General features: G+C 71.0%; 11 protein-coding genes. 4 read left to right on the top strand and 7 right to left on the bottom strand.

From position 1 onward, the window contains the following. Positions 1 to 81 precede the first annotated feature (81 nt). On the bottom strand, positions 82 to 816 hold the full coding sequence (locus tag SACXIDRAFT_RS08665; protein WP_006238170.1) for an alpha/beta fold hydrolase: 735 nt from the start codon (positions 814 to 816) through the stop codon (positions 82 to 84). Between the two features lie 105 nt (positions 817 to 921). Here SACXIDRAFT_RS08665 and SACXIDRAFT_RS08660 point away from each other — a divergent pair, with 105 nt between their 5' ends. After that, a complete protein-coding gene (locus SACXIDRAFT_RS08660) occupies positions 922 to 1,515 on the top strand; it encodes a TetR/AcrR family transcriptional regulator (RefSeq protein WP_040922546.1) in 594 nt (197 codons plus the stop codon). A 182-nt stretch (positions 1,516 to 1,697) separates the two neighbouring features. On the opposite strand, the gene SACXIDRAFT_RS08655 is transcribed toward SACXIDRAFT_RS08660, so the two are convergent. Together SACXIDRAFT_RS08655 and SACXIDRAFT_RS08650 are read right to left on the bottom strand one after the other, a co-directional pair. Then, entirely contained in the window at positions 1,698 to 3,551 is a 1,854-nt protein-coding gene (locus tag SACXIDRAFT_RS08655; RefSeq protein WP_006238168.1) for an ABC transporter ATP-binding protein, read from the bottom strand. Further along, the gene (locus SACXIDRAFT_RS08650) at positions 3,548 to 5,227 is read right to left on the bottom strand and encodes an ABC transporter ATP-binding protein (protein WP_006238167.1); all 1,680 of its coding nucleotides are present in this window, start codon (positions 5,225 to 5,227) and stop codon (positions 3,548 to 3,550) included. The genes SACXIDRAFT_RS08655 and SACXIDRAFT_RS08650 overlap by 4 nt, the downstream gene beginning before the upstream one ends. A gap of 57 nt (positions 5,228 to 5,284) precedes the next feature. Between SACXIDRAFT_RS08650 and SACXIDRAFT_RS08645 the strand changes: the two genes are divergently transcribed. Genes SACXIDRAFT_RS08645 through SACXIDRAFT_RS08635 form a run of 3 tightly spaced genes read left to right on the top strand, consistent with a single transcriptional unit; the run spans position 5,285 to position 8,357 of the window. Continuing rightward, entirely contained in the window at positions 5,285 to 6,364 is a 1,080-nt protein-coding gene (locus tag SACXIDRAFT_RS08645) for a FecCD family ABC transporter permease (protein ID WP_006238166.1), read from the top strand. After that, positions 6,361 to 7,458: a FecCD family ABC transporter permease gene (locus tag SACXIDRAFT_RS08640; RefSeq protein WP_006238165.1), complete on the top strand. Its 1,098-nt coding sequence runs from the start codon at positions 6,361 to 6,363 to the stop codon at positions 7,456 to 7,458. Before SACXIDRAFT_RS08645 ends, SACXIDRAFT_RS08640 begins: the two co-directional genes overlap by 4 nt. Next, the gene (locus tag SACXIDRAFT_RS08635) at positions 7,455 to 8,357 is read left to right on the top strand and encodes an ABC transporter ATP-binding protein (protein ID WP_006238164.1); all 903 of its coding nucleotides are present in this window, start codon (positions 7,455 to 7,457) and stop codon (positions 8,355 to 8,357) included. The genes SACXIDRAFT_RS08640 and SACXIDRAFT_RS08635 overlap by 4 nt, the downstream gene beginning before the upstream one ends. Here the strand turns inward: SACXIDRAFT_RS08635 and purU are convergent. The 4 genes from purU to SACXIDRAFT_RS08615 are packed head-to-tail and all read right to left on the bottom strand — an operon-like array spanning position 8,310 to position 11,458. Then, positions 8,310 to 9,134 (bottom strand): formyltetrahydrofolate deformylase, encoded by an 825-nt coding sequence (gene purU / locus SACXIDRAFT_RS08630; RefSeq protein ID WP_232285376.1) that lies wholly within the window; start codon positions 9,132 to 9,134, stop codon positions 8,310 to 8,312. The two genes, SACXIDRAFT_RS08635 and purU, sit on opposite strands and share 48 nt — an antisense overlap. Then, positions 9,026 to 9,856 (bottom strand): DedA family protein, encoded by an 831-nt coding sequence (locus SACXIDRAFT_RS23545; RefSeq protein WP_006238162.1) that lies wholly within the window; start codon positions 9,854 to 9,856, stop codon positions 9,026 to 9,028. The genes purU and SACXIDRAFT_RS23545 overlap by 109 nt, the downstream gene beginning before the upstream one ends. Then, the gene (locus tag SACXIDRAFT_RS08620) at positions 9,849 to 10,628 is read right to left on the bottom strand and encodes a lysophospholipid acyltransferase family protein (RefSeq protein WP_006238161.1); all 780 of its coding nucleotides are present in this window, start codon (positions 10,626 to 10,628) and stop codon (positions 9,849 to 9,851) included. Before SACXIDRAFT_RS08620 ends, SACXIDRAFT_RS23545 begins: the two co-directional genes overlap by 8 nt. Beyond that, the gene (locus SACXIDRAFT_RS08615) at positions 10,625 to 11,458 is read right to left on the bottom strand and encodes a GNAT family N-acetyltransferase (protein ID WP_006238160.1); all 834 of its coding nucleotides are present in this window, start codon (positions 11,456 to 11,458) and stop codon (positions 10,625 to 10,627) included. The genes SACXIDRAFT_RS08620 and SACXIDRAFT_RS08615 overlap by 4 nt, the downstream gene beginning before the upstream one ends. Positions 11,459 to 11,564 lie beyond the last annotated feature (106 nt).

The raw sequence follows: 11,564 nt of genomic DNA, 5'->3' as shown, positions 1-11,564 counted from the left end.
GGGGCCGGTCGCGGGTATGCGCCGTGCGTAGCGGCCCGGCGTCCGACCTGGTCTCGTCCGGTGGCAGGCCCCAGAGCCAACTCACGCCGTCTGTGGTCGCGCGGTGTCTTCGACGTGTTCCGCAGCCTCGTTGATCAACTGTGCCACGACATGCGGCGTGCTGAACGACAGGAGGTGGCCGACCTTGGGCACGATCACCAGTCGTCCGTCCACACAGGCTTCGAGGAACCGCTGCTCATCGACCCTGAAGTGATCACGGCTGCCGTTGACGAGCCACACGGGTCCGGTGAACCGTGCGAGTTCCTCCACGGGGTCGAACGCGAGAAGAGCGTCGAGCACGTCGGAGACCGCGTCGGTGGCGAAGCCGCGCTCGCCGATGGCCGCCGCAGCCGTCCGCCCCGCCGCAGCGGCGAAGATCTGCCGGTTGAGCCAGGCGCCACCGTCGGGAAGAGCGTTGAACAGGCGGCTTGTCAACCGATACGGCACCGTCAACGAGGGGCGGTGTGCCGCCGTGCAGCCCATGGCGACCAGCCCGGCGACACGTTCACCTAGGCGAGAGGCTGCCGCGATACCGATGTAGCCGCCCATCGACAGCCCTGCGACGAGAGCGCGACCACCGAGCGCGTCGATCTCCTCGGCGACCGTTTCGACCGCGGAACGCATCGTGAACCGTTCCCCGCGCCGGTGCCCGTGCCCTGGCATGTCGGGGGCCGACACAGGACGATGCCGACCGACCTCGCGTAGCTGCGGTCGCCACATCGTGCCGCTGACGCGGATGCCGTGCAAGAACACCACGGGGAGTGGAGTGCCGATCATGAGATCTCCTTAAATGCAACGCAACGTTGCGTTGTATTAAACCCTCACAGTGCGACCTAACACAACGCTACGTTGCGTTGTGGCTCGGTGCGTACGCTGCGGGGTGTGGACGACAAACTTCCCGGAAGCCGGCGGGCAGGCCGCGGCCCTCGTCAGGCGCAGGCGATCTACCAAGTCACGCTGGAGCTGCTTGCCGAAGGCGGCTACGACGGGGTCACGATCGAGGGCGTGGCAGCCCGGTCGGGTGTGAACAAGACGACCATCTACCGTTGGTGGGCCGACAAGGATGCGCTGCTTGGTGCGGCGATCATCCAGTCGTCGCTCCTGCGGTTCGAGGTGCCCGACACCGGAAGCCTTCGCGGTGATCTGCGAGTTCTGGTGCGCCGTGTGGTGCGTTTGCTGACCGAAGATTCGACGTCCCGTGTCGTGGCCGCCGCGTTGTCCGCCGTCGCGGGGCGGCCGAGACTGGCGTGGTTGGCGCGGGAGTTCTTCGCCGACCGGCTGTCCGGCGAACGTGCCGTGTTCGGCCGCGCCGCCGAGCGCGGGGAACTGTCCGATTCGGTGGACCCGGCTTTGGTGCTCGACCTCTTGGCTGGCGCGGTGTGGTCACGGGTGATCCTGCGGCAGATGCCGGTGACCGGCGAGTTCGCCGATCAGGTCGTGGACGTCGTTCTGGAGGGGTGTGGCGCGCGGTCGTGACCGCGTGAGGCCGTACATGGCGTGCGGACATTCGTGCGTGAGGTGCGGACACGTGTGCATGAGGTGCCGACGCTTGTTCTAGAAGTGCCAACGCCCGTGCACGAAGTGCCGACGCTTGTGCGTGAGGTGCCAACGCTTGTTCTAGAAGTGCCAACGCCCGTGCACAGGGTGCGGACACGGCGTCAGCGGCCCCACGCCTTCCACAGTTCGGCGTAGCGGCCCTGCCTCGCCAGGAGTTCGGCGTGGGTTCCGGTCTCCACGACCCGACCGGCCTCGACCACGACGACCCGGTCGGCGGCCTCCGCCTGGGTGAGCCGGTGGGCCACCACGATTGCCGTGCGGCCCTCCACCGCCCTGGCCGCCGCGCGCTGGAGGACTCGCGCTCCCGCGCTGCCCGCGTCGGCGCCTGCTTCGTCCAGGATCGCGATGGCGGGGTCGGCGAGCACCAGCCTGGCGAGGGCGAGTTGCTGCGCTTGCGTGACGGTCAGCCGATGCCCACCCTCACCGACCACTGTGGACAGGCCATCAGGCAGTGTGCGCACCCATGGCAGTGCGCCGACCCGGTCCAGGGCCGCGACCAGCTCGTCGTCTCCCGCGCCCGGTTTCGCGAGCCGGAGGTCGTCGGAGAGCGGGCCCGCGAAGACGTGCACCTCCTGACTGATGAGGGCCACCGTGCGGCGCAGCGCCCGGGGAGGGAGGTCCGGCACGGCCACGCCGCCGAGCGTCACGGTGCCGCGAGTCGGCACGTGCACGCCCGCGACCAGTTTCGCCAGTGTCGTCTTGCCCGCCCCGCTGGCGCCGACGAGGGCGACGTGCTCACCGGCGGCGATCTCCAGGTGCACGTCGGCGAGCACATCGTGGCCAGACACGTAGGCGTGGCCGACGTCGGCGAGCTTCACCGAGGAATCCGAGGGTGAATGGCCCCGCGGCGGCACCGGAGGTCCTGGCGACCCTGGCAGCTCCGCCGATTCCGGAGGGAAGGGCGTCCCTGGCGTCCCCGAGTCCGGTAGTGCCGGCAGGCCCGACGTCCCTGTCAGCCTTGTCAGCCCTGGCGGCCCCGGGAGGTCCGACACGCCCACGAGCCGGGCAAGCCCAGCCGCCGCCGACTGCGCGTCGTCCACAAGGGACAACGCGGCGTTCACGGGATTGAAGAGGCTGTGGAAGTAGAGTGCGGCGGCCGTGGCAGTGCCTATCGTCGTCGCACCCCCGGCGACCAGCACGAATCCGGTGCCCAGCACGGCGGACAGTCCCACGAACTCGGCCGCGTTGAGGCGGGAGAAGAACCGCGTCGCGAGGCGGGTGGCCGACAGTGTCGTGCCGACGACCTCCCGCGAGCGCCGGTCGATACGCCCGACGTGATCGTCGCCGAGCCCGAAAGCGCGGACGGTTCGCGCTCCGCCGAGGGTGCCGAGCAGTTGCTGTTGCAGTGCGCCGTCCGCCCTGCGCTGCCGCGCGTACAGCGGCCCTGACCGCCGCACGTACCAGCGGGCCGTGGCGAACTGGATGGGCGCGGCCAGCAGCGCGGCGAGCAGGAATCGCCAGTCGAGCACCGCGAGGCCGCCGAGCGTCAGCACGATCGTCAGCGCCGAGCGGCCCAGTTCGGGTAATGCTTCCCGCACCGAACGGGCGATCATGGTGACGTCGTTGGTGACGCGTGAGGTGAGGTCGCCGGACCCGGCGCGTTCGAGGTGGTCGAGCGGCAGCGCGAGTGCCTTCTCCACGAACCGTTCTCTCACCTCGGCGAGCATGGTCTCGCCAAGCCGGGACACCAGCGCGAGTCCCCATGCCGTCGTCGCTCCTCCGGCGAGCGCCACGCAGGCCAGCAGGAGCACCGGCACGGTGAAGTCGGTGTCGCCCGCGACGACGAGGTCCACCAGCTGGCCGAGCAGCGGCGCCGTCAGCAGCCCGATCGCGGTGCCGGAGGCGAGGACGGCGAACGCGAACACCGCGAGGGGCCACACCCGGCGCAGCAGTTCGCCGACGGCCGCCGCGGTGCGCCGTCCCGAGGCGACGGGCAGCAACTCGTCCCCGCTCACGACAGCACCGTCTCGCGGTAGCCGGCGTCGGTGTCCACGAGGTCGGCGTGCGTCGCGATCTTCTCGACGCGGCCGTCGCGCAGCAGCAGGACGCGGTCGGTGACGGCGAGCAGGGCGGGACTCGTGGTGACGAGGATCGTGGTGCGACCCGCTCGCGCGCCGCGCAGCGCGGCGGCGATGCGTGACTCCGTGACCGCATCGACGGCGGTGGTCGGGTCGTGCAGGACGAGCACGGGACTGTTCCTGGCGAGCGCGCGGGCGAGCGCGATCCGCTGACGTTGCCCTCCGGAGAGCGAGCGGCCCCTTTCGGAGACCGCCGTGTGGGCCCCGTGGGGCAGCGACGAGACGACCTCGTCGGCACACGAGGCGGCCAGTGCCGTGCGGAGCGCGGTGCCAGCACCGCCGATGTTGTCGGCAACGGTGCCCTCGAACAGGTCGGCGTCGTGTGCGGCGGTCAGCACGGTCGCGCGAACGGCACCGGCGTCGAGGTTCCGCAGCGGCACGCCGTCGAGGACGATCTCGCCCGAGGTTGGCTCGACCTCACGGCCGAGGCACAGCACGAGGTCATGCGCCGAGGCCGGGTCGGCGACGACCCCGACGAACTCGCCGGGGGAGACGTCGAGGTCGAGACCATCGAGAGCGCCATGAGTCACGCCGTGAAGGCGCAGTGCTGACCCTGCACCACGGAGCGTCGCACCAGCCGCTCCGCCTCCTGCGGCGGAAGGCACGGCCGCAGGCGCGGCGAGCACGGCTTCGACCCGGCAGGCCGACGCGCGGCCCTGCGCGATCCTGCCGCCTGCCCACGCGAAGATCTGGAACGGCCCGAGAAGGTACTGCGCGAGCCCGACGGCCGACACGAGCTGGCCGATGCTGATCGCGCCCGAGGCGGCGAGCTGCGCTCCCACCAGGGCCACCGCGGCGATGAACACGCCGGTCGCGGCCAGGATCGTGCCGTCGTGGCCAGCGTGAGCGCGGGCGGCTCGCAGCGTCGCCGCGAGCGCCGAACGGCTGATGCGCCGGTAACGCTCCACCGCGGCGGCCTCGGCCCCGATTCCCTTGAGCACCCGCAGGCCCGACACGAGGTCGGCGGCGAGCCCGGAGGCGTCGGCGGCGCGTTCGGCCTCCTGCGCGCTGCGCCGCTCCAGTGGTTTGCCGACGAGGTGCGACAACCACAGCAGCGGTGGCGTGCCGAGCAGCACGAGGAGCCCCAGCGGGATCGAGATCCGCAGCAGTGCGACGCCGCTCACGACGAGTCCGGCCAGCGCGGCCACCGCGAACGGCAGGGCACCGTTCACCGCGCCGACCCGCCGCGTGTCGGAGACGGCGATGGAGACGAGCTCGCCGGGGAGGCGGCCCGCATCGGCCGTGCCACGGGGGTCGAGGACTCGGCGGCTCACGCGCAGCCGCAGTTCGTGGGCGGCCTCCTCGGCGGCCAGCTCCGCGCGGCGGGCCGCGAAGCGGTAGCTCAGCGAAAGGGCGACGAACACGGCGGCGAGTGTGGCGAGCAGACCGGCGAGCGCGGGCCATGATCCCGTCGCGACGGCTTCGTCGATCACGACGCCGACGAGAAGGGGAACGGCGGCCTCGCAGCCTTGGTGTGTGGCGGCGAGAGCCGAGGCCGTGAGGAGGTGACGCCGCTGGCTCGTGATCGCCTGACGCAACACCTTCCCGGACACGAAGGCGAGGCTAACCTACTCTGGACCACTCGTCATCGGTTCGGTTAGCCTCACCTTATGCCGTTGGCCGTGTCCGTCGATCCCGATTCGGAAACCGAACCGGGCGATCACGCCGTTGCGGACCGGCGATGGGCGCACGCGCTTCGCGCAGGGGGCCTCGTCGCCTTCACGGTCGCGCTCGCCTTCGTCGCGCTGCTCAGCATCTGGCTCGGGTCGAGGGACATTCCCTTCATCGAGACCTGGGACGTGCTGGTGAACAGGGCCGCCTTCGCGAATTCGGACACGGCGGTCGTCATCCACGACTATCGCATCCCCAGAACGCTGCTGGGCATCACGGCGGGTGTCGCACTCGGACTGTCCGGTGCGCTGATGCAGGCGCTGACCCGCAATCCGCTCGCCGAACCGGGGCTTCTCGGCGTCAACACCGGCGCGTCGGCTGGCATGGTGGTGGCGATCGCCTTCCTCGGTGTCACGTCGGTGCTCGGCTACGTGTGGTTCGCCCTCGCAGGCGCCGCCGTCGCGTCGCTGGCCGTCTACGTGCTCGGCGCGACGGGGCGGGGGGCCGCGAGCCCGGAACGTCTTGTGCTGGCAGGCGCCGCGATCACCGCCGTGCTCTACGCCTTCAACACGGCCGTGCTCCTCTCGGACCCCGAAGCCTACGACGAGTACCGGTTCTGGATGGTCGGCTCGCTCGCGGGCCGCTACTACGACGTGCTACTGCCGCTGCTGCCGTTCGTCGCGGTGGGGGCGGTGATCGCGCTGCTGTTGATGCGCCCGCTGAACGCACTGTCCATGGGCGACGATCTCGCGGGCGCGCTCGGTGCCAGACCCGGCCTCATCAGGGCGTTCGGGGCGATCGCGGTGACGCTGCTGTGTGGCGCGGCCACCGCGGCCATCGGGCCGATCGGTTTCGTCGGGCTCGCCGTCCCGCACGCGGCGCGCCTTCTCGTCGGTCCGGACCACCGCTGGGTGCTGCCGTACTCGCTGGTGCTCGCACCGCTGCTGCTGGTGGCCGCAGACGTGGTCGGCCGCGTGATCGCGCCGCCGGGCGAGGTGCAGGTCGGCATCGTCACCGCCGCCATCGGGGTGCCCGTGTTCGTAATGCTGTGCAGGCGACGGAGGCTGGCAGGCCTGTGAACGTCGAGACCGTCACCGGAACACGGAGCGCGGACACCGCGGGCCGTCCGGTCACCGGCAAGGTGCTGCGAACCCGCCGAGAGGCGGTCGCGCTGCGGCTGCCCACCCGCACGATCCTCGTCGGCGCCGCACTCGCGCTCGCCGTCCTCGTCACGGCCACGATCACGCTCACCACGGGCGAGTTCGAGCTGTCCATCCCCGAGGTGCTCGCCGTGCTGGTGGGCAACGGCGAGGGAGCCGCCGACTTCATCGTGGGCACGCTTCGCCTTCCCCGCCTGCTCACGGCGCTGTTCGTGGGTGCCGCGCTGGCTGTGAGCGGGGCGGTTCTGCAAAGCCTCATGCGCAACCCGCTCGGCAGCCCGGACTTCGTGGGATTCACCAACGGCGCCTCGACGGGCGCGCTCGTGGTGCTCATCACCATCGGTGGCGGCATGACGCAGGTGGCTCTCGGCGCGCTGGTGGGCGGAATCTCCACGGCGCTGCTCGTCTACCTGCTGTCGTATCGGCGCGGCGTGCAGGGCTACCGGTTCGTGCTGATGGGGGTCGGCATCAACGCGCTGGCGCTGTCGGTCAACTCCTACCTGATCACCCGTGCGAACATCTACGACGCCGTGAGCGCGCAGGCGTGGCTGATCGGTAGCGTCAACAGCAGGGGCTGGGAACACGTCGCCGCGTCAGGACTCGCGCTGGCCGTGTTGCTGCCCGTCGCGGCAAGCCAGGTTCGCGCGCTGTCGATGCTCGAACTCGGTGACCACGCCGCAGGTGCGCTCGGCGTCGGCGTGCAGCGCACCAGAGCCGTCCTGATCACGGTGAGTGTCCTGCTGGCGGGCTTCGCCACGGCCGCGGCGGGGCCGATCTGGTTCGTGGCGCTGGCAGCGCCGCAACTCGCGCGAAGGCTGACGCGAGGAGCGGCTCCCGGGCTGATCACCTCGGCACTGATGGGCGGTCTGCTGCTGACCGTGAGCGACCTGGCGATGGACCGCCTTTTCGCCGCACAGCAACTGCCGGTCGGCACCGCGACGGGCTTGCTCGGTGGTCTGTACCTGATGTGGCTACTGGCGTCCGAGTGGCGCGGGAAAGGCAGGTATGCGTGACGGGATCGACCGTGATCTCCGCTGAGCCCGGCGGTTCGGAGGGGCGGGCGGCGAGCAGGCTGCGCGCCGAGAACCTCACGCTGGCCTACGACGGCACCGTGGTGGCGCGCGAACTCGGTGTCTCGGTGCCCGACGGCTCGTTCACCGTCATCGTCGGGCCGAACGCGTCCGGCAAATCGACGCTGCTGAAGGCGCTCGCCAGGATGCTCGAACCGGACACCGGCGCGGTGTATCTCGACGGGAAGGTGATCACCGAGTACCGCTCGCGCGAGGTGGCGCGGCGGCTCGGCCTGCTGCCGCAGAGTTCCGTCGCACCCAGCGGCATCACGGTCGGCGACCTGGTGGCGCGGGGCCGATACCCGCACCAGCGGCTGCTGCGCCAGTGGTCGTCGCAGGACGAGGCCGTCGTGGTGGACGCGATGCGCCGCACAGGGGTCGCCGAGCTGGCGAGCAGGCTCGTTGACGAGCTGTCGGGAGGGCAGCGGCAGCGGGTGTGGCTCGCGATGGTGCTGGCGCAACAGACGCCGATCCTGCTGCTCGACGAGCCGACGACGTTCCTCGACATCGCCCACCAGACCGAGGTGCTGGAACTCTGCGCCGACCTCAACGCGGAGTCGGGGCACACGCTGGTGGCGGTGCTGCACGACCTCAACCAGGCGTGCCGCTACGCGACCAACCTGATCGTGCTCGCGCCGGGAGGACGCATCGCGGCGCAAGGTGACCCGTGCGAGATCGTCACGGCCGACCTCGTCGGCGAGGTGTTCGGGCTGCCGTGCCGGGTCGTGGACGATCCCGAGTCGGGAACGCCAATGATCGTGCCGAGCGCCCGGCGGCGCAGGCGGCAGGCGCGGTCAGAAGACGACGGTGCGGTTCCCGTGCACGAGCACGCGGCTCTCTAGGTGCCACCGGAGACCGCGCGCGAGAGTGACCTTCTCGATGTCGCGGCCCTTGCGCACCATGTCGGACACGGTGTCGCGGTGGTCCACCCTGATGACGTCCTGCTCGATGATCGGCCCCGCGTCGAGGTCCGCCGTCACGTAGTGGCAGGTGGCGCCCACGAGTTTGACGCCTCTCGCGTATGCCTGGTGGTAGGGGCGCGCGCCGATGAACGACGGCAGGAAGCTGTGGTGGATGTTGATCGCCCTGCCTGCCCATGCCTCGCACAGCTCGGGCGGCAGGATGCGCATGAACCGGGCCAGCACCACGGCGTGCGGGTCGTGCTCGTCCACGAGCTTCGCGATCTCAGCGAACGCGGCGGTGTTGTCTGTGCCCTCCCCGCCGTCGCGGTCGAACGGCACGTGATGGAACGGGATGCCGTGTGCGCGGGTGATGTCGGCCAGCACGTCGTGGTTGCCGATCACGGCCCTGACGTCGGCGTCGAGTTCGCCGGACGCCACCCTGCCCAGCAGGTCGTAAAGGCAGTGGCCGTCCTTGGACACCAGGATCACGACGCGGCGGCGTTCGCCGGTGTCGGCAACGCTCCAGTCGGTCTCCTCGCCGAGCGACCGGGCCACGCCCGCGAACCGGGCACGCAGCTCATCGACGTCGAAAGGGACGGACTCCGCCCTCACCGCCTGCCGGGTGAAGAACCAGCCCGTGTCGGGGTCGGTGTGGTAGGCGGCCTCGACGATCCACCCTCCGATCTCGGCGAGGAAGGACGAGATCCGGGAGACGATGCCCTTGCGGTCGGGGCAACCGAAGGTGATGACGTACTGGCGTTCCTGCACGGGTTGCCATTATCGCTGGTCATGGTGGGGCCGAGCCCGGTGGGCCGGTGATTCGTGACGTGGGAGACGTCGCGGGCCGACAAAACCCGCCGGACGACTTCCGCGACGCCCACCGCGACGAACCCGGTGCCGATCGCGACCAGCATCGCCACGGCGGGGGCCGAGAACGCGGCGCCCGCGACGCTGCCCACGACGACGGCGTAGCAGGCCCACACGGCCGCGCCGACGGCGTCGAGCGCGACGAACCGTCTGAGCGGGAAGCCGACGCTCCCGGTGGCGAGGCCCGCGGCCACGCGGCCTCCGGGAACGTACCGGGCGGCGATGACCACAGCGGTCGCGTGCCGGTGGATCGCGGCTTTCGCCCATTCGTAGCGGCGCCTGCCCTTGTCCCTGCCCAGCACCCGCTGGAGTGTGCGCGGACCCGCGAGCCTCCCGATGCCGTGACCGGCCACGTCCCCTGCGAGTGCGCCACCCGCCGCGACGACGGCGAGCAGCGCCAGCGCGGCCGGGTCGGGGCCGAGTAGCACGGCGACGGCCATCACCGTGCCCTCGCTCGGCATGAACGGCGCCAGCGCGTCGAGCGCGGCGACCGCGAACACGACCACCCACAACCACGGCGAGCCGGTCAGCCCGGCCAGGTTCGTCATGAGGCTGTCGAGCCACTCAAACATCCACGCGCTCCCCGCTCGTCACGGCGCGTTGGGCCTGACAGGCGAGCTCCCGGCGATCACCCACGGGTTCCAGCGCGGGATGGAGGCGCACGCGAAGTGAGAGATCGTCCGCTCTCAGCACGCGCGCCATCGAGCGTGCGAGCGTGTCGTCACCCACGAACGCGGGCACGGTGCTCTCGCGCCCGCATTGGCGGTACGACAGCGAAACCGGCCGGATGGGCGCGCCGGCGTCGAGCGCGGCCTGGAACGCCGCGGGCCGGAATCGCCCTCCCTTGTCCGAACAGAAGGTGGTGGCCTCGGGGAACACGACCACAGAGCGGCCGGAACGGAGCCGGTCTGCCACGGCGGCGACGGCTTCCGGCAGTGTTCGCAGCGCCCAGCGGTCAACGAAAACCGTGCCGTGCCTGCTCGCGATCGAGGACACCCACGGCCAGCTCTCGACCTCGCGTTTGGCGAGGAACGCCACCGGTTCGATCGCGAGCAGGCCCACGATGTCCAGCCACGAACGGTGGTTGGCGACGATCAGGGTGCCGACGGGGCCGGGTTCGCTGAGTGCGGGCGCGGGTGCCGCCCCCGCGACCCCTGTGACGTCGATGGTCACACCGAGGGCCGCGAGCACATCTGCCGCCCGCACCGGCAGGGGGCCTCCGCCGCCGAGCGCGCGCACGAGCGCGGCGACCCTGCGGGCCGTCACCGAAGCCGGAACCGGCGGAACACCGTGCCGCACACAGCCTGCCGGGGTACACGGCGAGTACGCGCGGTAGGGGTTCATCGCCGATCCTCGCCGAGGAAGCGGCGCAGGTAACGGTCGTCGATCCGGTCGAGCGGCAGCAGGACGAAGAAGTCCGCGACATCGAACTCCGGGTCGTGGGCAGGCGGCCCGCACACCCACGCGCCCAGCCGCAGGTAGCCGCGCAGCAGCGGTGGGACGCCGTTGTGGGACACCGGTCCCTCATCGGACACGTGCTCGACCTGCCACGGCCGGTGTGGTCGCACCCGCCACGGTTTGGGGGCGAGGTAGCGCTGCCGCACGAGCCGCCAGGTGTCGGCGGCCGAGGTGCCGCCGTCGCTCAGCGGAACCGAGGCGCACCCCGCGAGGTACCGGTGACCGGACAGCAGCGTGTAGCGCGCGAGCGCCGCCCACATGAGGGTGATGACGGTGCCGTTGCGGTGGTCGGGATGAACGCAGGATCGGCCTGCCTCCACCGTCGCGTCGCGCAGGGGACGCAGTGCCGTGAGATCGAACTCCCCAGCCGAGTACAGCGTGTCGCCCCGCCCAGGTGGCAGGAGCCGGTAGGTCCCGACGGCCTCACCGGTCGAGGTCTCGGTGATGAGCAGGTGGTCGCAGTACCGGTCGAGGTCGTCGGCTTCGAGCCCGGGATCGTGGGCGTCCGAAGAGGACGGCCGGGCCCCGAGTTCGCCGACGAAGACCCGGTGGCGCAGCCGCTGTGCCGCTCGGATCTGGCCGGGGGTGTGGGCTATCGAGGTCGTGTAGGTGCGTGGAGGGGCCGCGCTCGTCGTCGCGCTCGTCGCCGCGCTCGTCGCCGCGCTTGTCATCGCGCTTGTCATCGCGCTTGTCATCGTGCTCATCCCCGCGCTCATGAGGTCTCCTTGTCGTCGGACCTCGCCGAGACTGGCGCGTGCCGGACATCACGGGGAAGGCCGCGAGAGACATTTCCGGGAGAACTCAGGGCTGCCCGCACCGACT

Source organism: Saccharomonospora xinjiangensis XJ-54 (assembly GCF_000258175.1).
Taxonomy (GTDB): domain Bacteria; phylum Actinomycetota; class Actinomycetes; order Mycobacteriales; family Pseudonocardiaceae; genus Saccharomonospora; species Saccharomonospora xinjiangensis.
This window is presented reverse-complemented; position numbering and strand designations above follow the sequence as displayed.